Genomic DNA, 21,523 nt, shown 5'->3' with positions numbered 1-21,523 from the left:
ATGAGGCCAAGGTCGTCGGCATCCCGCCACGGCCCAGATCAGAAGGAGCACGACGTGCCTTCATTTTCGAACACGCTGGAACAGGCAATTCACGCGGCTTTGGCCTTGGCCAATGCCCGTCAGCACGAGTTCGCGACGCTCGAGCATCTTTTGCTCGCGCTGATCGACGAGCCTGACGCCGCGCGCGTTCTAAAAGCGTGCAGCGTCGACACGGAGGATCTTCGCGGCACGCTCGTGGAATTCATCGACGACGACCTGTCCAATCTCGTCACCGACATCGAAGGATCCGAGGCGGTTCCGACCGCCGCCTTCCAGCGCGTGATACAGCGCGCGGCGATCCATGTGCAATCCTCGGGCCGGACCGAAGTGACCGGCGCCAATGTGCTTGTCGCCATCTTCGCCGAGCGCGAATCGAACGCGGCCTATTTCCTGCAGGAGCAGGACATGACCCGGTATGACGCGGTGAATTTCATCGCGCATGGCGTGGCCAAGGACCCGGCCTATGGCGAATCCCGGCGCATCACCGGCGCCAGCGAAGCCGAAAGCGAGAACACCCGCCGCGAACAGGAACCCGAGGCTGTCGAAGCCGGGGAATCCGCGCTGGCCAAGTATTGCGTCGATCTCAACGAAAAGTCCCGCCGTGGCGATATCGACCCGCTGATCGGCCGCGACTCCGAGGTCGAGCGCTGCATTCAGGTGCTCTGCCGTCGGCGCAAGAACAACCCGCTTCTGGTGGGCGATCCCGGCGTCGGCAAGACCGCCATCGCCGAAGGTCTCGCCCTCAAGATCGTGCGCGGCCAGACCCCCGAAGTGCTGTCCAATACCACGATCTTCTCGCTCGACATGGGCGCCTTGCTGGCGGGCACCCGCTATCGCGGCGATTTCGAAGAGCGTCTCAAGGCCGTGGTGAACGAGCTGGAAAGCCATCCCGACGCGGTTCTCTTCATCGACGAGATCCATACCGTGATCGGTGCGGGCGCCACATCGGGCGGCGCGATGGATGCCTCGAACCTGCTCAAACCCGCTCTGCAGGGCGGCAAGCTGCGCTGCATGGGCTCGACCACGTTCAAGGAATTCCGCCAGCATTTCGAAAAGGACCGCGCGCTGTCGCGCCGGTTCCAGAAGATCGACGTGGTGGAGCCGACGACCGATGACGCCATCAAGATCCTCAAGGGCCTCAAGCCCTATTTCGAAGAGCATCACAGCGTCAAATACACCAATGACGCCATCAAGTCGGCGGTGGACCTGTCGGCGCGCTACATCACCGACCGCAAATTGCCGGACAAGGCGATCGACGTGATCGACGAGGCGGGCGCTGCGCAACATCTGGTGGCTGCCTCCAAGCGCCGCAAATCCATCGGCGCCAAGGAAATCGAAGCTGTCGTGGCCAAGATCGCCCGCATCCCGCCGAAAAGCGTGTCCAAGGACGATGCCGAAGTGCTCAAGGATCTCGAAAGGAGCCTCAAGCGCGTCGTCTTCGGTCAGGATCCCGCGATCGAGGCGCTGGCCAGCTCCATCAAGCTGGCGCGCGCCGGGCTGCGTGAACCCGACAAGCCGATCGGCAACTATCTCTTTGCCGGCCCTACCGGCGTCGGCAAGACCGAGGTGGCCAAGCAGCTCGCCGACACGCTGGGTGTGGAACTGCTGCGCTTCGACATGTCCGAATACATGGAGAAACACGCCGTTTCGCGCCTGATCGGTGCGCCCCCGGGCTATGTCGGCTTCGATCAGGGCGGTCTGCTGACCGACGGGGTCGATCAGCACCCGCATTGCGTGCTGCTGCTGGACGAGATCGAGAAGGCGCATCCGGACGTGTTCAACATCCTGCTGCAGGTGATGGACCACGGCACCCTGACCGATCACAACGGGCGGTCGGTCGATTTCCGCAATGTCGTGCTCATCATGACCTCGAACGCCGGTGCCGCCGAGCAGGCGAAAGCCGCGATCGGCTTTGGCCGCGACCGCCGCGAGGGCGAGGATACCGCCGCGATCGAACGGACCTTCACCCCGGAATTCCGCAACCGTCTGGATGCGGTGATTTCCTTCGGTCCGCTCCCGAAAGAGGTGATCCTCCAAGTGGTCGAGAAGTTCGTGCTGCAGCTCGAAGCACAGCTGATGGATCGCAACGTCTCGATCGAACTGACGCAGCCTGCCGCCGAATGGCTGGCCGACAAGGGCTATGACGACAAGATGGGCGCCCGCCCGCTGGCCCGCGTCATCCAGGAGCACATCAAGAAGCCGCTGGCCGAGGAACTGCTGTTCGGCAAGCTGGCCAAGGGTGGCCTCGTCCAGGTCGGTATCAAGGACAACAAGATCGACCTGCGCATCGAAGGCCCGGACCGGCCGCGCCTGTCGGGCAAGAAGCCACCGCTTCTCACCGCGGACTGATGCGCCCGCTCCACGGGGCAGGGTTTGCCCTTGCGATCAGCCTCCTGTCGGCCGCCGTTCCCGCGGCGGCCGAACCTCCGGTCTTGGACCTGCCCATCGACTGCGTTCTCGGGCAGACCTGTTATGTCGAGGATTATGTCGATACCGATCCCGGCCCCGGGCAGCGCGATTACACCTGCGGTCTCAAAAGCCGTGACGACCACCGCGGCACCGACATCGTGCTGTTGTCCTTCGAAGCGATGGAAGCCGGTGTCAACGTGCTGGCCGCCGCCCCCGGCACGGTGGCCGCCACCCGCGACGGGATGGAGGATGTCGCCGTCACCGACGCCACCCGCGCCTCGATCGAAGGGCGCGAATGCGGCAACGCGGTGCGCATCGATCACGGCGGCGGCTGGCAGACGCTCTATTGCCACATGGCGCGCGGCAGCATCGCGGTCGAGACCGGCCAGCAGGTCGCGGCGGGCGATGTGCTGGGCCTCGTCGGGCTCAGCGGCCTGACCAATGTGCCGCATGTGCATCTGGGCGCGCTCAAGGACGGCGCCATCGTCGACCCGTTCAACCCCGAAAACCGTGATACATGCGGCGTCGATCTGGGTGAGGGGCTCTGGCGGGACGCGCCCGATTATGACCGCGCGGGGCTTTTCACCGCAGGCTTTTCAAACGGTGTGCCCGATTTCGAGGATGTGAAATCCGGCGCCGCCCGCCTGCCCGCCGCCACACCCGACACGCCCCTCGTGCTTTATGTTCATGTCTTTTACGCCCGCCCGGGCGATGTGCTGACGCTCACCGCCTCTGGCCCCGAAGGCGCGCTTTTCGCCCATGAGGTCACGCTCGAGGATCCACAAGCCCAGCTGTTCCGCGCCTATGGCCGCCGCGCGCCGCAGTCGGGCTGGCAGCCGGGCGCGTATCGCGGCTATGTCCAACTGACGCGCGAGGGCCGCCTGATCGCCGTGCGCCACGCCGATATCACCATCAGCCCGAACTGATCCCGGCCCTCACTTGCCGGTGACTTACTTGCCAGTGACTTACTTACCGGTGAATTTCAACTCGATGCGACGGTTCTGCGCGCGGGCCTCGGGCGTGTCGTCCGGATTGACCGGCTGATACTGCCCGAACCCGTTGGCCGAGAGCCGCTCGGGTGGCAATCCCAGCGTGTCGATCATGTAGCGCACCACCGACAGGGCGCGCGCCATGCTCAGCTCCCAGTTATCCTCGAAGGCAGCACCCGGGCGCACCGGCACATCGTCGGTATGCCCGTCCACCTGCAAGACCCAATCAATCCCTTCGGGGATCTCGTCGGTCACGCTGCGGAAAATCTCAGCGACCTTGGCCACCTCCCTCTGCCCCGCCCCCGACAATTCCGCCTCACCCGGCGCAAACAGCACCTCGGAGGAGAACACGAACCGGTCGCCTTCGATGCGGATGCCCTCCTGCGCGCCCAGAACATCGCGCAGCCGTCCAAAGAATTCCGACCGATACCGCTCGAGATCGGCATTCTGCTCTTCCAGCAAGCGGGCGCGCGCCTCTTCGGCCTCTCGGCGGCGGCGCTCTTCGGCGGCGACCCGCGCCAGCGCCGTGTTCAACTCGTTGCCCAGCGACTGCAGCTGCACATCCTGCGCAGCCTCGCGCGTCTTGGCATCATCCAAAAGCGCCTGAAGCTGGCCCAGCTGATCTCGCAGCGCCGCCACCTGCCTGTTCAACAAGGCCTGTTGCTTCTGCGCTTCGCTCGCCAATTCCTGCTGGTCGGCCAGCCGGTCCCGGGCCTGCGCCAGAAGGGCCGCGCGCGCCTCGGCTTCGGTCAGGGCGGTGTCGGCCTGCTCTTCGGCGGCCAGTTTCTCCGCCAGCGCCGCCGTCAGACGCGCGCGCAGCTCTTCGGCCTCCATCGTCTGCGCCTCGGTCTGGGACAAGCGCGCCTCAAGCTCGGCGATCCGCGCATCCTTGGCCGCCAACGTCTCATCGGCAGTGTCGCGCGCCGCAAGCGCCGCGGCCAGCCGCGCATCCAGATCCTCCTGCGCATCCTCGGCAGCCGCCAGCAGGGTCAGCGTTTCCTCGGCGCGGCGGCGTTGTTCCTCCAGCGCAAGGGTCATGGCGGTCAGTTCCGCATCTGCGTTCTGCAATCTGGCGCGCAGCGCCTCGGCGGCGGCGGCCTCGGCCAGACGCGCCTGTTCCTCTTGGCTCAACTCGGTCTCCAGATCGGCCACTTGCGCACTCAGCGCGGCGCGCGCCTCGTCGCTTTGCTCGGCCTCGGTCCGCAGATCGGCGATCAGCGCCTCCAGCGCCTCGCGGCGGGCCGCGGCCAGTCGCGCGGCCTCGGCCTGTGCATCCACTTCGCCGCGCAAATCCGCCAGCGCCAGTTGCAGCGCCTCCTGCTCGGACAACAGCTCGGCGCGCTCACCTTCCAAATCGGCCACCTGCCCGAGCGCTTGATCGCGCGCGGCCAACAACCCGGCCACCTGTTCCTCGAAACTGGCGATGCGGGTGCGGGCCTCGTCCAGGGCCAACTCCTGCGAGGCGATCAGCGCCGCCTGCGCCTCTTGGCGCTCGCGCGCATCGCTCAATGTGCTGCTCAACTCCCCGACCCGTTCGGTCAGCGTGGCATTGCGGTCCTGCTCCAGCCCCAGCGCCTCGGCCAGTGCCGCGACTTCGGCGGACAGCTCGTCCAATTCGCTCGCCTGTCCGCTGATGGTTTCGCGCAGCACGAATTGCACGACCATGAAGATCGTCAGAACGAACATCAGCACCAGCAAAAGCCCGGTCATCGCATCCACGAAACCCGGCCAGATCGAGGCCTGGAACCGTGCACCTGTGCGCCGGGAAAGCGCCATCGCCTAGCTCTCCTGCCTGTCGCCCGGACCCTGCGCCGTATCACGGGCCAGATCACGGGCCGGGCTGCGCATCTGGTTGAACACCCGCGTCAGCGCCGCCAGATCGGTGCGCAGCTCGGTCATCGTCTCCTGCCGGCCTGCGCTGATTTCCTCAAGGATGCGCAACATCTGCACATCGATCGAGCGCAAGCGCATCCGGCTTTCGGCATCGAAGCTGTCACCGCCCTGGGCCTGACGCTCCTGCATGATCCCGATCAGCCGCTCCTGCCCCTCGGCAACCCGGCTCAATGCTGCGGTGATCGGGTTGGTGTCGCCCATCCGATGCGTCAGACGTTCGATCGAATCCGCCAGCACGCCCAGCTTTTCATCCACCATGGCGCGGCTGACATCCGATTGGGTCAGCATCATCTGCAGGCTTTCCATCTGCTCGGCCATCTGGTCCAGCACGGGGGCCATGACATGCGCCTCGCCGCCCTGTTCGCCGTCACCACTGGAAAAGCCCACCCGCGTGATGGTCGACATCCACTCCTCCAGCTCGCGATAGAACCGGTTCTGCCCATGGCTTGCGAACAGCTCCAGAAGCCCCACCACCAGCGATCCCGCCAGACCCAGCAGCGACGAGGCAAAGGCCACGCCCATCCCGCCCAGCTGCGCCTCAAGCCCGGTCATCAGGCGGTTGAACACATCCACACCACCCTCGCCCTCCTGCGGCGCAAGGCTGCGGATGGTGTCCACCACGGCCGGAACCGTGGTCGCAAGACCATAGAACGTGCCCAGAAGACCAAGGAAGATGAGCATGTTGACGATATACCGGGTGATCTCCCGCTCTTCGTCGATCCGCTGCGCCACCGAATCGAGGATCGACCGCGCCGATCCCGAAGCGATCTGCATCCGCTTGCCACGCTGGCGCAGCAAGGTGGCCAGCGGCGCCAGCAATTGCGGCGCCTTGACCATCTCGTGACCGGGATGCTGTGCGGCGAATCCTTCGATCCAGCGCACCGATCCGATCAGCTGGACCACCTGCCAGAAACAGGCCACCACCCCGATGCAAAAGACGAACAGGATGAACCCGTTCAGCCACGGGTTCGCCTCGAAGACCGGCATCACCCTCGGCGCCGCCAGAACAGCCCCGGCCCCGGTCAGGCCAAGCACCACCAGCATCAGAACGATCTGGCGTACGGGACGTGAAAAATGCGGCTCGACCTCACGGTCCGGCTGGCCCATCTGGACGGCTCCCGGCTCTGGCTTTCGTTGGGCCAACCCTACGCGCACGGACCGGTCAAGCCAAGGATTTATACGCTCAAGGCGCGCACTCTGCGCGCGAGCCAGTCCAACTCGGCATCGATGATGCCCAACTCGCCCAAGTGGGCGGCAGTGTTGAACAGATATTCGGTGTTCGGCCCCCGCCCGCCGACCGCCCGCGCGATGATCCGCGCCTGTTCCTCAAGGTCCAGACCCCCGCAATACTGCACATGGTCGGGGTCGATCACATAGGTCACCGCCTCGACCCTGCGCCCATCCGCCAGATCGATCTCCAGCATCTTCTCCAGATAAGCCGACGACACCAGTTCACGCTCTCGCAGATAGGCCAGAACCTGATCGGACTGATCCTCCCCCACCGACAGCGCGACACCGTGGCATTGCGCCTCCACCTGCGCATCCAGCGCCAGCACCAGCCCCGGTTCTTCGGGCGTGCCGCGATGATGGATCGAGCGCATGCAGAAACTGCGGTGATAGCCGGGCAGCGTCGCGATCACCCTATCCTGCACCTCGAAGCCCGGGTTCCACACCAGCGATCCATAACCGAACACCCACATCTGCATTTTTCTGTTCCTCTGTCTTTCAACGTCTTAACGCGTTCCGCCTTTGACCTGAGGCACCAGCTAAAGGCGGAACGCGTGCAACGATTGAACGGAACACGGCATTTCGCGAAAATCTGTGATTCAGGTTTTCCGCGAAACGCTTTAAACACCATGCGCAGGCAGCATGAAAGAGGCGGGAATGCTCAGAGGTCTTATCGGTCTGATGATGGTCGCGGCACTGGCGTGGTCGGGTTATTGGTTCATCATATCCTCCAGTCTTCAGCAGGGCTTCGAGGACTGGTTCGACGCGCGCCGCGCCGAAGGCTGGGTGGCCGATTACGGCGCGCTCGGCGTTCAGGGCTTTCCCAACCGGATCGACACGGTGATCGACGATCTTGACCTCGCCGATCCCGACACCGGCCTCGCCTGGAGCGCGCCGCGATTTCAGATCAACGCCCTGAGCTACCGGCCCAATCATGTCATCGCCGTCTGGCCGAACAGCCAGCGCCTCGCCACCCCGCTCGAGAAATTCGACATCGAAAGTTCCGACATGCGCGCGAGCCTCGTGCTCACCCCCGACGCCCAGCTGCAGATCGACCGCACGGCGCTGACCGCCGAGACGCTGGTGATCCGCCCGCTCGCGGGCGAAGGCCAGACCGGGATACAGGCGCTGCGCCTCGCCGCCGAACATGTGCCCATGCAGAACGCCGCCACCTACCGCCTTGGCCTTGCCGCCGAGGGGCTGGCCCCGTCGCTGCCATGGCGCAGAACGGTCGATCCCGACGGCTCGCTGCCCGAGCGTTTCGATGCGGTCAGCGCCGACATGACGGTCGAGTTCGACAAGCCATGGGATCGCAGCGCCATCGAGGTCGCCCGCCCGCAACCCCGGCAGATCACCCTGAAACTGGCCGAGGCCCGTTGGGGCCGGTTGGAGCTTCAGGCCGCGGGCGCGGTCAGCGTCGATGCGCAAGGCCTGCCCACTGGCGAGATCACCATCAAGGCCCGCAACTGGCGCGAGATCCTTCAGGTTTCGGTGGCCGCCGGGGCGATCTCACCCGGTCTGGCCGGGGCGCTCGAGGATGGTCTGTCGCTGCTGTCGCAACTGTCGGGCAATCCCAACACGCTGGATATTCCGCTGGGCTTTCGCAACGGGCGCATGCTGCTTGGCCCCGTGCCGATCGGCCCCGCCCCGGTGTTGCGCCTGCGCTAAGCCGCGCTCCCAAAGACGGGGGCCCTGCCCCCGACGTTGAAATCCTTGGGGATTTCAACGCTCCCCCTAAAGCGTTCCAACTTTCACCTGGGACACCAGCGAAAGGTGGAACGCGTGCAACGATTGGATGCAGCACAGCGTTTCGCGAAAGGATGCAAGGCAAGTCTTTCGTGAAACGCTTTAGGATATTTGGGGCCAGAAGAAGCCGCCCCCGGTGCAGGCAAAAGAACAAAACTGCGTTTCTTCTGGCCATAAATATCCAAAACACGCCGGGCGAATTACAAACTGTCAGCGACAATAGGGCCCATACCCGTGATCGGCGGTGTCGAAATGAAAATGATCGCGGTGGTGGCGATCGGATTCAGGGCCAAGAACCGTGCCGAACGGGCCACAGGCCGAGCGGTGCAGCTTGCGCAGCACGCGCCCCTTGCGGCCTTTGTCCCAATCGTCCAGCACCGAGATTTCCGAGCCATCGGCCAGTTGGATCGCGGCGATGTCGATGGCGCGGCCCTTGGCATGTTCCGACAGTCGCGCGCCGGGCTGGTGGTTGCGCGTCCGGCAGGCGTAATGCGCAGCGACCCTGATGCCGGTGGCGCCGCCGCCCATATTGCCCACCGTGGGGGTCATGTCGCGCTTGACCCAGTCGTTGAGGGTGCGCGCGGTCTGGCAATTCATGATCGACCCCTGGCTGAGCGTGATCCCGCCGACCGAGCGCACCCGCACCGCGCTCGAGACCCCGCAGCCGCCTGAACTTGCCTGCGTGGTGTCGGGATAGCTGCCCACGACCTCGCCCTTGATCGCGGGATTGCCGCAGACCGATCCGCGCGTCGAGGTCACCGGCTCGTCACCGCCCCGGCCGCCACCACCACCGGGCAGCAGCGAACAGCCCATCAGAATGAGCGGGAAAAACAAGGCTTTACGCATGGGGCTACCCCTTTTTTACTCGTCCGAAATCCGGGGCGTCGGTGTCCTGACCGGCCTCGATGATGCCGCGCCGGATGGCGCGGGTGCGAGTAAAATACGCGAAGAGGTGATCGCCGTCACCGGTGCGGATCGCGCGTTGCAGCGCGAACAGCTCTTCGGTGAAGCGCCCGAGGATTTCCAGCGTCGCCTCCTTGTTGTTCAGGAAGACATCGCGCCACATGGTCGGGTCACTGGCCGCGATCCGGGTGAAATCACGGAATCCGGCGGCGGAATACTTGATCACTTCGCTGTCGGTGACGCGGCGCAGGTCATCGGCAACACCGACCATCGTGTAAGCAATCAGGTGCGGCGCATGGCTGGTGACGGCCAGCACCAGATCGTGATGCTCGGCATCCATCTCGTCGGTCTGCGCACCCATTCCCTGCCAAAGCCGGGCGACGCGAGCCACCGCGTCGCGGTCGCTGCCGGTATCGGGCACGATCAGGCACCAGCGGTTGTCGAACAATTCGGCAAAGCCCGAGCGTGGGCCGGAATGTTCGGTCCCGGCAAGCGGATGGGCGGGGACGAAATGCACGCCTTGCGGCAGATGCGGCGCCACCGCCTCGATCACCGCCTTCTTGACCGAGCCGACATCGCTGACCGTGGCCCCGGGCTTGAGCGAAGGGGCGATCTCGGCGGCGACAGCGCCCATGGCGCCCACCGGCACGCAGAGCACCACCAGATCGGCGCCTTCGACAGCCTCGGCGGCGCTGTCGCAGACCCGGTCGCACAGCCCGATCTCGCGCGCGGTGGCGCGGGTCTCGGGAGAGCGGGCATAGCCGGTCACCTCGCCGGCAAGCCCGCCGCGTTTCATCGCCCAGAACATCGACGAGGCGATCAGCCCCAGACCGATCAGCGCGACCCTGTCATAGACCGGCGCCATCACTCATCCCCCATGAACTGCCCCACCGCATGGGCCACCCGGCGGCAGCTTGGCTCGTCGCCCACGGTGATGCGCAGGCAGTTGGGCAGCTTGTAGCCCGCCACCCGCCGCACGATCAGCCCTTCGGATTTGAGATATTCGTCGCAGGCCTCGGCCGCGGCGCGGGTCGGAAAACGCGCCAGGATGAAATTGGCCATCGACGTGTCCGACGGCACGCCATGCCCGGCCAGCGCCTCGGCAAGCCAGGCGCGCATGCGGGTGTTGTCGTTGCGGCATTTCTCGGCCCAGGCGGTGTCGCGCACCGCGGCCTCGGCGGTGACAAGCGCCGCCTGGCTCAGGTTGAACGGGCCGCGGATGCGGTTGAGCACGTCGATCACATGGCTCGGGCCATAGCCCCAGCCGACCCGCAGACCGCCCAGACCATACAGCTTCGAGAAGGTGCGCGTCATCACGACATTGTCGCGCCGGTCCACAAGGCTCGCGCCGCCGTCATAGCCCTCGACATATTCGGCATAGGCGCCGTCGATCACCAGCAGGGTCTGCGGCGGCAGGCCGTCGGCAAGCCGGGTCAGCTCGCCCTCGCCGATCATCGTGCCGGTGGGGTTGTTGGGGTTGGCGATGAACACCAGCTTGGTGCGCTCGGTGCAGGCGGCGAGAATCGCATCCACATCGGTCACCCGCTCGCGCTCGCGCACCTCGACGGGGGTGGCGCCATTGGCCATCGCCCCGATCTTGTAAAGCGCAAACCCGTGTTCGGTATGGATCACCTCATCGCCCGGCCCGGCATAGGCCTGACACAGAAAGGCGATGATCTCGTCACTGCCCACACCACAGATCACCCGCGCGGGGTCCACGCCGTGCACCTGGCCGATCGCCTCTCGCAGCGACGCATGATCGGTCGAGGAATAGCGATGCAGATCGAACGCCGCCTTGCGAAACGCCTCTTTTGCGGCCTCACTCGGGCCGAACGGATTTTCGTTCGAACTCAGCTTGACCACATTGGTCAGCCCCTCCACGTGGCTTGCGCCCCCCTGGTAGAGTTCGATATCCATGATGCCCGGCTGCGGCGTGATCTTCGTCATGATCGGTTCTCCTTGCCCTCGGTGTTCTAGCCTTGCCCCTGTGACTTGACCAGCCGGAAAAGCCCGATCCCGTGGCAAAGAAAAAGGCCGCGGCGGTTCCCCGTCGCGGCCTTCCGGAAGATATCTGCGACGCTTTAGTTCTGCGCGTAGAATTCGATGACGAGATTCGGTTCCATGATCACCGGATAGGGCACATCGGCCAGACCGGGAGTGCGCACGAATGTCGCAACCATCTTGGAGTGATCCACCTCAAGGTAATCGGGCACATCACGCTCGGCCAGCTGCACGGCCTCGAGAAGCACGGCCAGCTGCTTGGAGCGGTTGCGCACCTCGATCACGTCGCCTTCCTGCACGCGGTAGGAGGGGATGTTGACCTTGCGGCCATTCACGCGGACATGGCCGTGGTTCACGAACTGGCGGGCGGCGAACATGGTCGGCACGAACTTGGCGCGATAGACCACGGCGTCCAGACGACGCTCCAGCAGACCCACCAGCAGCTCACCCGTATCACCGCGCTGACGCTCGGCATCGCGGAAGATGCGGCGGAACTGCTTCTCGGTCAGGTCGCCATAATAGCCCTTGAGCTTCTGCTTGGCGCGCAGCTGCAGGCCGAAATCCGAAATCTTGCCCTTGCGGCGCTGGCCGTGCTGGCCGGGGCCGTATTCGCGGCGATTGACGGGCGATTTGGGGCGACCCCAGATGTTTTCGCCCATGCGGCGGTCGATCTTGTACTTGGCAGACGTGCGTTTGGTCACGGCTGATCTCCTTCCATGTGGTTCAGAAGGGCGTTGTCCTCTGCGTTGCGGATCAGATCCGGGCGGCCGACAGGCATCCCCTTGCGGGGGCCACCAACACCAATGAAAGCGCGCTTATACGCCCGTCGGGTCCAGAGTCAACCCGCCATGCCAGCTGATCTCGGGGCGCCCCGGTTCAGGCCGCCTCGTGCATCAGGATCGCCGCCTCCGAGGTGTTCAGACAGCGCCGCGCAAACCGGCCATAGCTTTCGGGCCGGTCTTCCAGATCGGGCTCGCGCTCCAGCAGGCGCTTGCGGTCCCTCTCGCTCAGCGTGGACAGGGCCGTGCCTGCGGGATGGAAACTTTCGGTCTCCACGCCATTGGCCCACAGGACCTGATGACGCGGCAACAACAGATGAACATACGTCACCTCGCGCGCCATGACATCCACCACCACGGTCCGGTTGTTGACCAGATCGCGCGCCGCCACCAGCACCTCCGAGGTATTGAACAGCGCCTGCGCCACCCGGCCCTTGACCAGCATCCGGTGACCCGGCGACACCAGCAATTCGCTCTGCGGCCGGTCGATGCCCAGCGCACCCGCGCTGATGCGGATCGGGCGCAGATGCGGCATCGCGAACAGGCGCGCACCGCTCATCCGACGGCTGCCGACCCATTCGATCGGCTGCGCGCCATCGTCCTTGGTCTGCACCATGTCGCCTTCGCGCAGCTCTTCCACCAGCCTCGGACCCTCGGGCGTCTCGATCCTCGTGCCGGGGGTGAAACAGATCACGCCTCCGGTTTCCGGGCCGGTGCCCGACAGATGATCCATCCGCTCCATGGTGTGATGCACCACCCACATCTCGGTATGGGCGGGCGGGATACGATCCACGAACATCAGCAAGGGCGGCGTGCCGCCCCCGATCTCGATCACCGTGATCGTGTAACTCTGCGCGCCATCACTCACCACGAAGCCGCAATCGATCAGCGGGTCGTCTATGGTAACCTCGTTCAGATTTCTGGTATTGGTCTTGACCGCGCCCACCAGACGCCGCACCAGTCGCGCAGCCCGTTTGCGACAGTCGATCTCTCCGTTTGCCCCTTCAAGCCGCAGTATTTCGCTCGGTCCATCCACCCTCACGACATCACCGCTCCAGGACCATGCGGCCCCGACGTTAAGCGCGTGTAAGGGAGCGGCGTTCAAACCGTCCACTTCCGTCTGCGACCAGGAGATGACAAACGCGCCACGAAAGCACGTACTCATTGCCTGTATAACCTGCCTATAGTTTTTTTATTATCTAAAGATATATCAGACGGCTCACACTCTGCAAAGCCTGTAAACCCCTAAACAATCAGAATTTTATTCCCAGTCGCACAGAACCAACAAACTGGCTCTCGCGCTGCGCTTTGAATTCCTTGTCCAGCCAGGTCAAACCATAGAAAAGCTCGGTGCCCCCCTCGCCCTGCCAATGCGCCCCGGCCCTGACCCTCGTGCGCGCATCGGTCAGCTGATAGCCCCGGCTCTTTGGCAGGAATTCGCTATGCTCCACATGCGCGATATCGGCGCCCAGGACGAACGACAGGCCCAGCCCCTCGCCCGGTATCGTGCGATAGCGTTGCCCCGACACCGGATCGCGCACCATAAGGCCCCCTTTGCCCAGCGACCCGATCACCATGTCGGCGCCCACTCTCAGCAAGGTCTCGGCGCCGACACGCCCCTCGATGAAGGGCCGGATGCGCACCGGCCCGCCCATGCGGTATTCGCGCCCGATCTCGGCCACGGCGGTTGGAAAGACCTCGTTGCCGATCTGGGCGCGGCGCACCTGCAACGATGGATCGGTGCCATCGACCACGTTATGGATCGTCCGTTGCACATCCGTCAGACCCGTCTGCGATCCGGTCACCACCAGATCACCGCCCAGCGCGACCTCGGTCTGTCCGGCGTTGAAATGCGTGTGCAGACCGAAGGACAGCGCATTGGCCAGCGGGCGGTCGCCCGGCGCGGGCCTGCGCAGGTTTTCGGGCGCGATGATCTCGGCGTTCAGGCGCAGTTCCAGAAGGTCGCCAGCGCGCTCGGGCGCCCGGCCCTGCCAGTCGCGGCTCCAGACATAGCTCGCCGCCACCGATCCGGTGCGCCAGCGGTCGTTGCCATCGCCAAACAGGTCGTTGGTCAAAAGACGGCCATGGCCCAAACGGTCGTAGCCATTCGCATCCGCCGCACCCGGCGCCATGATGGCCCCGCCAAGCAGGCACATTGTCAAGAAAGCATAGACGGGGCGCATCCCAAGTTCCCTTCACCTGTCGCCCCCCCGGACGGGTCTCTTCTAGCAGGGAATTTCCCCTCCGGTGATCCCTTTTTCAAAGGTGATCTGCGGGATGTGGCGATTCTGCCGCAGGCTGAGGGGGCGGCGCAACGCACGCCCTGTTTACCGGCGCGATGCACCGAGCCAACACCGTCCCCACACCGACGCTATACCGACGTGATACCGACGCGATGCCGAACGGCGTTTTTACTTTGAATCAATGCGTTAAGGGTGATTCGCCCCTCACAGCTCCCGCAACCAGAATTGCAGCGCATGATCTGTCTCGCCCGGCTGGTCGATATCCTTCCAGCCGAACCGCGCCACCGCCCCCTCCAGAGGCGCATAGCCCCGCTTGCGCCAGAACGGGTCAAGCGGTTGATATGTCGCGGGTTTGAGCGGGTGATCGGCGGGCCTTACGACACTGCAGAACGCCGCATAGCGCCGCCCCATCGCCCGCGCATGATCCTCGCGCGCGTCGAAAAACGCGTGCCCGATCCCCTGCCCGCGATATCCGGGCTGCAGCACGCTTTCGGCGCAATAGAAAACCTCTTTCAGATCAATGCCTTGCCCTTCAAAGGCCGCCGCGAAATCCTGCGCGTGATCTTCCATCGGCGTCCCCGTCGACGCCCCCACCAGCCGGTCCCCGTCAAAGGCGCCCACCAAAATGGCGGCCTCGCTGTCCCGGTAGGTCTGCAGATACCGCGCCTCATAAGCCGCGTCCCCGTCATAAAGATACGGCCAGGCCCGGAACACCTCGATCCTCAGCCGCGCGACATCCTCCAGCGCCCGCGCCAGATCGTCTCCGGTCAGACGCGCGACGCGGATCACCTCAGCCCCCCACCTGCCGGATCCAGTCCGCCAGGTTGTAATAGGTCACAACGCGGGTTATCTTCCCGTTTTCCAACGAAAAAAACGATCCCGCCGGCAAGCGGTAGGTTTGCCCGCTGGCCTCTGGCAGCCCCTCATCGGTCTTGAGGTAAGTGCCGTTGACGATGAATTCCGCCGCCGCGCGCGTCCCGCCTTCGGCGTCGAAAATGACAATATCGGTCAGCTCCTCGCGATAGCAGCGGTTCATATGCTCGCAGAACGCCCGGAACGCCGCCTTGCCACGCCGCACCTGCCCTTCATTGACATGATGCGCCACATCCTCGTCCAGACAGGCCAGCATCCCCTCGACATCACCACGCCCAAAGGCATCGAAATAGGCTTTGACTGTTGAATTCATTCGATTTCCCTCGGTTCGCCCCACCGGTCCTTGAGGTGAGAGATGATCTGGTCGCGGGTCTGCCGATAGGCGTCCATCTTGGCCTCGCGCGTCTCGCCAAGCCCGGTCGGGTCCATGATCGGCCAATAGAGCACATCCAGATGAAACACCCGCGTCAGCTCCAGCGCCCTGCGCTGGCTGGCCGGGCTGAGCGCGACGATCAGATCGAAAGACGACAGGTCATCGCCCCATTGCTCCATCTCGTCGAAACTGCGTGTGCGGTGTCGGGCCAGCTCGACCCCGATTTCCTTGCAGACCGCGATCGAGAAACCGTCGATCTCCATATCGCCCTTGACGCCAGCGGACTGGACGTAAGTATCTGATCCATAGAACTTTTTCATGATGCCTTCGGCCATCGGCGACCGAACGGCATTATGGTCGCAGCAAAAGAGCACCGATTGTGGAAGCTCTTCGGCCATGCGGTCTCAGCCCCCGAAATGCAGGACGCAAATCAGCGTGAACAGCCGCCGCGCCGTATCGGTGTCCACATCCGCCTTGCCCTCCAGCCGCTCCTCCAGAATGCGCGCACCCTCGTTGTGGATGCCGCGCCGGGCCATGTCGATCGTCTCGATCTGGGCGGGCGGCAGGTTCTTCACGGCGTCGAAATAGCTTTCGCAGATTTGCCAGTAATCCTTGACCACCTGCCGGAACGGGCTGAGCGACAGATGGAACTCGGCCGCCGGCTGATCGTTCTCGGTGCGGATATCGAACACCAGCCGCTTGTCGCGGATCGACAGCCCCACACGGTAAGGCCCATCCGGCGTCACCCGGTCATCGCGCTTGGGCAGCGCGAACGAGTTTTCCTCGATCAGGTCGAACATGGCGACCTTGCGTTCCTGTTCGATTTCGGGCGTGGGGGGCGGCAGGTTGGCGTCGTCCAACTCTATATGACAGATACGCGACATGGTCTCAGTGCTCGTTCAGATGGTTGAGGCGCGCAGTGACCGACAGTCCATGCGCCTCGAGGCTTTCGGAAATGGCCAGCGTCTCGGCCGCGGGACCGATGGCGCGCAAGGCCGCAGGTGTCATGCGGGCCATTGTGGTCCGCTTCACGAAATCCATCACGCTCAGACCCGACGAAAACCGCGCCGAACGCGCCGTGGGCAGCACATGGTTCGGCCCGCCCACGTAATCGCCGATCGCCTCGGGCGTCCATGCGCCAAGGAAAATCGCCCCGGCATGGGGGATCTTGTCAGCGAGACCTTCGGCATCGGCCACGCATAATTCCAGGTGTTCCGGCGCGATGCGGTTGGCCAGCTCTGCGGCGCGCTCCATGTCCCTGACGGTGATGATCGCGCCATTGTCGCGCCAGCTTGCCCCGGCGATCTCGCGCCGTTCCAGCGTATGCAGATAGCGCGTGATCGCGGCCTCCACGGCCTTGGCCATCGCCGGATCGTCGGTAATCAGGATCGACTGCGCGCTTTCGTCATGCTCCGCCTGGCTCAGCAGGTCCAGCGCGATCCAGTCGGGGTTGTTGTCGCGATCCGCGATCACCAAAATCTCCGACGGTCCCGCGATCATGTCGATGCCCACGCGCCCGAATACCCGCCGCTTGGCCGCCGCCACATAGGCATTGCCCGGCCCGGTGATCTTGTCCACCGGCGCGATGGTCTCGGTGCCATAGGCCAGCGCAGCAATCGCCTGCGCGCCGCCGATCCGGTAAATTTCGTCCACGCCCGAGATGCGCGCCGCCAGCAGGACCAGCGGATTGACCTGCCCATCGGGCGTGGGCACCGTGATGGCCAACCGCCCGACGCCCGCCACCTTGGCGGGAACCGCGTTCATCAGGACCGAAGACGGATAGGACGCAAGCCCCCCCGGCACATAAAGCCCCGCCGCCGAGACCGGCGTCCAGCGCCAACCAAGCGTGGCACCAGCCTCATCGGTCCAGCTGGCATCCTGCGGCAATTGCCGTTCGTGATAGGCGCGGATCCGGTCCGCCGCCACCTGCAGCGCGTCGCGCTCGTGGCGCGGTACATCGGCGATCAGCGCATCGACGTTTTCGGTCGAGAACCGAAGAGTTTCGGGTGTCAGCTCCAACCGGTCGAATTTCGCCGTCAACTCGATCAAAGCCGCGTCGCCACGTGTGCGCACATCCGCGATGATCGCGGCCACCGTGTCATCCACATCGGCTGACTCTTCGCGCTTGGCCCCCAGCAGGGCTGCAAAGCGCGCATCGAAATCCGGGCTGTCGGCATCCAGAAAAACGGGCATTTCTCGTCTCCTTGCAGGCCGAACCCTTAGAACGAAGTGGGGCGCTTCACAAGCCACATGGGCCACCCCGCCCAATCAAAACACCCCACCATTGACGCCCGTCAAAGCATGAAACCCGACGGATGCAAAGATGGCACCGGCAGACGCATCAGCAAAGCGCGCGACCTAAACCAAGGGAGATAAGGATGTTTTTTGCAAAGCAACACGGACTGGGACTTCTGGCGGCCCTGACATTGGCGGGGGCCGCAATAGCGGACGAGACCGGCAAGGAAGAATACATGAGCAGCTGTGCCTCATGCCACGGCGAGGCCGCCGACGGCACCGGGCCGCTCGCCGATCTGATGACGGTGACCGTGCCGCCGCTGACCAATCTCAGCGCACAGAATGACGGGGAGTTTCCGATGCTGACCGTGATCCAGACGATCGACGGGCGGCAAGGCATCAAGGGCCACGGCTATCCCATGCCGGTCTGGGGCAAGCGGTTTCAGGCCGATATGTCAGATGCCGGACCCTATGGCCGCGAGGTGCTGGTGCGCGGGCGTATCCTGTCGCTGGCGCTCTATCTGGAATCGATCCAGCAATAACGCCATTACGGATCGTGGCGCGGCACCTTGCGCGACGGCGCGCGATAGGGCCGCGTCACGTCTTTCAGCGTGACCTCGAGCGCCTCGATCTCAAGCCGGATCGCACCATCGCCCGCCAGCGTCAGCAGCACATGCCCCGCGCCTTCCTCGCCCGGCTCGAAGGTGACAGACAGCAGGGACAGGATGGTGTCACTGTCGCCCCGGTCGATACCCTGGCTGGCCACGTTCAGAACATTGTCGATCACCAGAACCGACTGCACCCGTTCGGGATCGTGCCGCCGGCGCCCCTCGTCTTCCCAGCGAAACCGGTTGAGCAGCAGCGCAAAGCGCCGCTCGGCCGGGCGCCATGTCATCTCGGTGATCGGAAAGATGGCATCCTGCGCAAGCGACGACATCACCTGCAGATCGTCCGGATCGAGCGCGCCAAGGTTCAGCGGCGCCTCGCGGCCCTCTTCGAATGTGGCGTCTTGTGTCATTGCCCCGATACCCGCTCTATATGGGCGCCCACATTGCCAAGCTTCTCCTCGACCCTCTCATATCCCCGATCGAGGTGATAGACCCGATTGACGATCGTCTCGCCCTCGGCGGCCAACCCGGCCAGGATCAGCGAGACACTGGCGCGCAGGTCGGTGGCCATCACCGGCGCGCCCTTCAGGCGCTCCACCCCGGTCACCCGCGCCACGCCGCCCTGCACGTCGATGCGGGCGCCCATGCGCATCAGTTCGGGCGCATGCATGAAGCGGTTCTCGAAGATCCGCTCTTCCAGAACGCTGGTGCCCTCGGCTGTACACATCAGCGCCATCATCTGCGCCTGCAGATCGGTGGGAAAGCCGGGGAACGGCTCGGTGACCACATCGACCGCCTTCACCCGCCCATCACCGCGCGTCACCAGCAGGCCCTTTTCGGTCTCGGTCACATCGATCCCGGCCTCGTGCAGCTTTTCGCAGAACGCCCCCACCAGATCCATGCGCCCGCCAAGACACTCGACCTCGCCACCGCAGATCGCGGGCGCCAGCATATATGTGCCCAACTCGATGCGGTCAGCGACAACCGGATGGGTCGCCCCATTGAGCCGGTCAACGCCCTCGATGGTGATCGTGCCGGTGCCCTCGCCTTCGATCTGCGCGCCCATGCGGCGCAGGCAGACGGCCAGATCGACGATTTCGGGTTCGCGCGCGGCATTCTTCAGAACGGTCGTTCCCTTGGCCAGCGTCGCCGCCATGAGCGCGTTTTCCGTGGCCCCCACCGACACCAGCGGAAACTCCACGATGCCGCCTTTCAACCCTCCGGGCGCGCGGGCATGCACATAGCCTTCCTTCAGCTCAAGCTGCGCGCCCATCGCCTCAAGCGCGCGCAGATGCAGATCGACGGGCCGCGCGCCGATGGCACAACCACCCGGCAACGACACAACCGCATGACCATCGCGCGCCAGCATCGGCCCCAGCACGAGGATCGAGGCGCGCATCTTGCGGACGATCTCGTAATCGGCCACGTGATTGTCGAGCGCATGGCTCGACATCACCAGAACCTGCCCGCCCTGCAATTGCGTCACCTCGGCGCCAAGCGATTGCAGCAGCAGCGACATGGTCTTGATGTCGCTCAGCCGCGGCGCATTGGTCAGGGTCAGCGGTTCTTCGCTCAGAAGCGTGGCGGGCATCAGCGTAAGACACGCGTTCTTTGCGCCGGCGATCGGGATCTGGCCCTTCAACGGACCGTTGCCCGTGACGATAATCGAATCCATCTGCTCTAGTCCTTGTCCTCGGGGGCCTCTGGCCTGTCCGCCGCCTCGTCGCCGGATCGGGCGCGTGCCTGCGCCTTACGTCGCGCAAGATTGGCCTTCAAGGCCGATTTCAAACGGTCTTCCCGGCTTTGCGCTGCGGCTGCGGCCTTTTTTATGGGGTCTTTTGGGTTCATTCTCCCTCTCTACAGCAGGGCTCAAAAAGCGTCCAGATTGGGCTTGCACCATTTGGAATTAGGGTCTAAGCACCGCGCCACACGTTGCTGCTGTAGCTCAGTGGTAGAGCGCACCCTTGGTAAGGGTGAGGTCGGGAGTTCAATCCTCCCCAGCAGCACCACCTCCCCTACGGCAGTTTGGCGCTGATGGTCGGGAAACACCCCCTTTCACCGGGTGCGGTGGCCCTCTATAACAGCATGTGGCCCCGACCATCCGAGTCGTGGGCCTTTAACTATTGACGACAGGACGCTGACCCATATGGCAATATTCCGAAACATCCCCGGTCTCTTCTCATCGGACATGGCAATCGACCTGGGCACCGCGAATACGCTGGTCTACGTCAAGGGGCGCGGCATCATCCTGTCGGAACCCTCGGTGGTCGCCTACCACGTCAAGGACGGCGTCAAGAAGGTGCTCGCTGTCGGCGAAGACGCCAAGCTGATGCTGGGCCGGACCCCCGGCTCGATCGAGGCGATCCGCCCGATGCGCGAAGGGGTGATCGCCGATTTCGACACCGCCGAAGCGATGATCAAGCACTTCATCCGCAAGGTTCACAAGCGCTCGACCTTCTCCAAGCCCAAGATCATCGTCTGTGTGCCGCATGGCGCCACACCGGTGGAAAAGCGGGCGATCCGTCAGTCGGTCCTGTCGGCAGGCGCGCGCCGCGCCGGCCTGATCGCCGAACCCATCGCCGCCGCCATCGGCGCCGGCATGCCGATCACCGATCCCACCGGCTCGATGGTGGTCGATATCGGCGGCGGCACCACCGAAGTGGCCGTGCTGTCGCTGGGCGACATCGTCTATGCGCGCTCGGTGCGTGTCGGCGGTGACCGTATGGACGAGGCAATCATCAGCTATCTGCGCCGCCAGCAGAACCTTCTGGTGGGCGAATCCACTGCCGAGCGGATCAAGACCTCGATCGGCACGGCGCGGATGCCCGATGACGGGCGCGGCACCTCGATGAAGATCCGCGGTCGCGATCTGTTGAACGGCGTGCCCAAGGAAACCGAAATCAGCCAGGCCCAGGTGGCCGAGGCGCTGGCCGAACCCGTGCAGGCGATCTGCGAGGCGGTGATGACCGCGCTGGAAGCCACCCCGCCCGATCTGGCCGCCGATATCGTCGATCGCGGCGTCATGCTCACCGGGGGCGGCGCGCTTCTGGGGGATCTGGATCTGGCGCTGCGCGAACAGACCGGCCTTGCCGTGTCGATCGCCGATGACAGCCTCAACTGTGTGGCCTTGGGCACCGGCAAGGCGCTCGAGTTCGAAAAGCAATTGCGCCACGCGATTGACTACGACAGCTGAAGCACCCAACCT

22 protein-coding genes and 1 tRNA gene are annotated in these 21,523 nt (G+C 64.5%); 6 read left to right on the top strand and 17 right to left on the bottom strand.

Annotated features, from left to right (window positions below; genetic code table 11):
* Nucleotides 1–54 precede the first annotated feature (54 nt).
* Nucleotides 55–2,388 carry an ATP-dependent Clp protease ATP-binding subunit ClpA gene (clpA, locus tag RAZWK3B_RS06125; RefSeq protein ID WP_007813258.1) on the top strand — a complete coding sequence of 778 codons (2,334 nt, stop codon included), beginning with the start codon at nt 55–57 and terminating at the stop codon, nt 2,386–2,388.
* Complete coding sequence (locus RAZWK3B_RS06120; RefSeq protein WP_007813256.1) at nt 2,388–3,374, top strand: M23 family metallopeptidase; 987 nt, start codon at nt 2,388–2,390, stop codon at nt 3,372–3,374. The genes clpA and RAZWK3B_RS06120 overlap by 1 nt, the downstream gene beginning before the upstream one ends.
* 39 nt (nt 3,375–3,413) lie before the next feature.
* Here RAZWK3B_RS06120 and RAZWK3B_RS06115 read toward each other — a convergent pair whose 3' ends face one another.
* From RAZWK3B_RS06115 to RAZWK3B_RS06105, 3 genes are all read right to left on the bottom strand, one after another.
* Entirely contained in the window at nt 3,414–5,213 is a 1,800-nt protein-coding gene (locus tag RAZWK3B_RS06115) for a peptidoglycan -binding protein (protein WP_007813254.1), read from the bottom strand.
* Nucleotides 5,214–5,216: 3 nt separating this feature from the next.
* Nucleotides 5,217–6,437, bottom strand: coding sequence for a hypothetical protein (locus RAZWK3B_RS06110; protein ID WP_007813253.1), 1,221 nt, complete (start codon nt 6,435–6,437; stop codon nt 5,217–5,219).
* Nucleotides 6,438–6,505: 68 nt separating this feature from the next.
* Nucleotides 6,506–7,036, bottom strand: coding sequence for a gamma-glutamylcyclotransferase (locus RAZWK3B_RS06105; RefSeq protein ID WP_007813251.1), 531 nt, complete (start codon nt 7,034–7,036; stop codon nt 6,506–6,508).
* Nucleotides 7,037–7,214: 178 nt separating this feature from the next.
* On the opposite strand from RAZWK3B_RS06105, the gene RAZWK3B_RS06100 reads away from it, so the two are divergent.
* Nucleotides 7,215–8,225 (top strand): DUF2125 domain-containing protein, encoded by a 1,011-nt coding sequence (locus tag RAZWK3B_RS06100; RefSeq protein ID WP_007813249.1) that lies wholly within the window; start codon nt 7,215–7,217, stop codon nt 8,223–8,225.
* Nucleotides 8,226–8,513: 288 nt separating this feature from the next.
* Here RAZWK3B_RS06100 and RAZWK3B_RS06095 read toward each other — a convergent pair whose 3' ends face one another.
* From RAZWK3B_RS06095 to hisD, 11 genes are all read right to left on the bottom strand, one after another.
* Nucleotides 8,514–9,149 (bottom strand): extensin-like domain-containing protein, encoded by a 636-nt coding sequence (locus RAZWK3B_RS06095; RefSeq protein WP_007813246.1) that lies wholly within the window; start codon nt 9,147–9,149, stop codon nt 8,514–8,516.
* Nucleotides 9,150–9,153: 4 nt separating this feature from the next.
* A complete protein-coding gene (locus RAZWK3B_RS06090; protein ID WP_007813244.1) occupies nt 9,154–10,071 on the bottom strand; it encodes a prephenate/arogenate dehydrogenase family protein in 918 nt (305 codons plus the stop codon).
* Nucleotides 10,071–11,153, bottom strand: coding sequence for a histidinol-phosphate transaminase (gene hisC, locus RAZWK3B_RS06085; protein ID WP_007813243.1), 1,083 nt, complete (start codon nt 11,151–11,153; stop codon nt 10,071–10,073). Before hisC ends, RAZWK3B_RS06090 begins: the two co-directional genes overlap by 1 nt.
* A gap of 134 nt (nt 11,154–11,287) precedes the next feature.
* Nucleotides 11,288–11,908: a 30S ribosomal protein S4 gene (gene rpsD / locus RAZWK3B_RS06080; RefSeq protein WP_007813240.1), complete on the bottom strand. Its 621-nt coding sequence runs from the start codon at nt 11,906–11,908 to the stop codon at nt 11,288–11,290.
* A gap of 175 nt (nt 11,909–12,083) precedes the next feature.
* Complete coding sequence (locus tag RAZWK3B_RS06075; protein WP_037295119.1) at nt 12,084–13,151, bottom strand: Hint domain-containing protein; 1,068 nt, start codon at nt 13,149–13,151, stop codon at nt 12,084–12,086.
* 88 nt (nt 13,152–13,239) lie between these two features.
* Nucleotides 13,240–14,169 (bottom strand): lipid A-modifier LpxR family protein, encoded by a 930-nt coding sequence (locus tag RAZWK3B_RS06070; RefSeq protein WP_007813235.1) that lies wholly within the window; start codon nt 14,167–14,169, stop codon nt 13,240–13,242.
* Between the two features lie 264 nt (nt 14,170–14,433).
* A complete protein-coding gene (locus RAZWK3B_RS06065) occupies nt 14,434–15,018 on the bottom strand; it encodes a GNAT family N-acetyltransferase (RefSeq protein WP_007813233.1) in 585 nt (194 codons plus the stop codon).
* Between the two features lies 1 nt (nt 15,019).
* Nucleotides 15,020–15,415 carry a ketosteroid isomerase-related protein gene (locus RAZWK3B_RS06060; RefSeq protein ID WP_007813231.1) on the bottom strand — a complete coding sequence of 132 codons (396 nt, stop codon included), beginning with the start codon at nt 15,413–15,415 and terminating at the stop codon, nt 15,020–15,022.
* Nucleotides 15,412–15,873, bottom strand: coding sequence for an arsenate-mycothiol transferase ArsC (locus tag RAZWK3B_RS06055; protein WP_007813229.1), 462 nt, complete (start codon nt 15,871–15,873; stop codon nt 15,412–15,414). The genes RAZWK3B_RS06060 and RAZWK3B_RS06055 overlap by 4 nt, the downstream gene beginning before the upstream one ends.
* A gap of 6 nt (nt 15,874–15,879) precedes the next feature.
* On the bottom strand, nt 15,880–16,359 hold the full coding sequence (locus RAZWK3B_RS06050) for a UPF0262 family protein (RefSeq protein ID WP_007813227.1): 480 nt from the start codon (nt 16,357–16,359) through the stop codon (nt 15,880–15,882).
* 4 nt (nt 16,360–16,363) lie between these two features.
* Nucleotides 16,364–17,668: a histidinol dehydrogenase gene (gene hisD, locus RAZWK3B_RS06045; protein ID WP_007813225.1), complete on the bottom strand. Its 1,305-nt coding sequence runs from the start codon at nt 17,666–17,668 to the stop codon at nt 16,364–16,366.
* A 185-nt stretch (nt 17,669–17,853) separates the two neighbouring features.
* On the opposite strand from hisD, the gene RAZWK3B_RS06040 reads away from it, so the two are divergent.
* Nucleotides 17,854–18,252, top strand: coding sequence for a c-type cytochrome (locus tag RAZWK3B_RS06040; RefSeq protein WP_007813223.1), 399 nt, complete (start codon nt 17,854–17,856; stop codon nt 18,250–18,252).
* 5 nt (nt 18,253–18,257) lie between these two features.
* Here RAZWK3B_RS06040 and RAZWK3B_RS06035 read toward each other — a convergent pair whose 3' ends face one another.
* The 3 genes from RAZWK3B_RS06035 to RAZWK3B_RS21405 are packed head-to-tail and all read right to left on the bottom strand — an operon-like array spanning nt 18,258 to nt 20,166.
* Nucleotides 18,258–18,728: a DUF2948 family protein gene (locus RAZWK3B_RS06035; RefSeq protein ID WP_007813221.1), complete on the bottom strand. Its 471-nt coding sequence runs from the start codon at nt 18,726–18,728 to the stop codon at nt 18,258–18,260.
* Nucleotides 18,725–19,993: a UDP-N-acetylglucosamine 1-carboxyvinyltransferase gene (gene murA / locus RAZWK3B_RS06030; protein WP_007813220.1), complete on the bottom strand. Its 1,269-nt coding sequence runs from the start codon at nt 19,991–19,993 to the stop codon at nt 18,725–18,727. Before murA ends, RAZWK3B_RS06035 begins: the two co-directional genes overlap by 4 nt.
* A 5-nt stretch (nt 19,994–19,998) precedes the next feature.
* Nucleotides 19,999–20,166 (bottom strand): hypothetical protein, encoded by a 168-nt coding sequence (locus RAZWK3B_RS21405; protein ID WP_007813219.1) that lies wholly within the window; start codon nt 20,164–20,166, stop codon nt 19,999–20,001.
* An 86-nt stretch (nt 20,167–20,252) separates the two neighbouring features.
* On the opposite strand from RAZWK3B_RS21405, the gene RAZWK3B_RS06025 reads away from it, so the two are divergent.
* Nucleotides 20,253–20,327, top strand: a tRNA-Thr gene (locus RAZWK3B_RS06025).
* A 137-nt stretch (nt 20,328–20,464) separates the two neighbouring features.
* Entirely contained in the window at nt 20,465–21,511 is a 1,047-nt protein-coding gene (locus tag RAZWK3B_RS06020; protein WP_007813218.1) for a rod shape-determining protein, read from the top strand.
* Nucleotides 21,512–21,523: the final 12 nt, after the last annotated feature.

This window comes from Roseobacter sp. AzwK-3b (assembly GCF_000170875.1).
Taxonomy (GTDB): domain Bacteria; phylum Pseudomonadota; class Alphaproteobacteria; order Rhodobacterales; family Rhodobacteraceae; genus Roseovarius; species Roseovarius litoreus.
The sequence above is the reverse complement of the archived record's forward strand: the minus strand, read 5'-3'. Positions and strand labels throughout refer to the sequence as shown.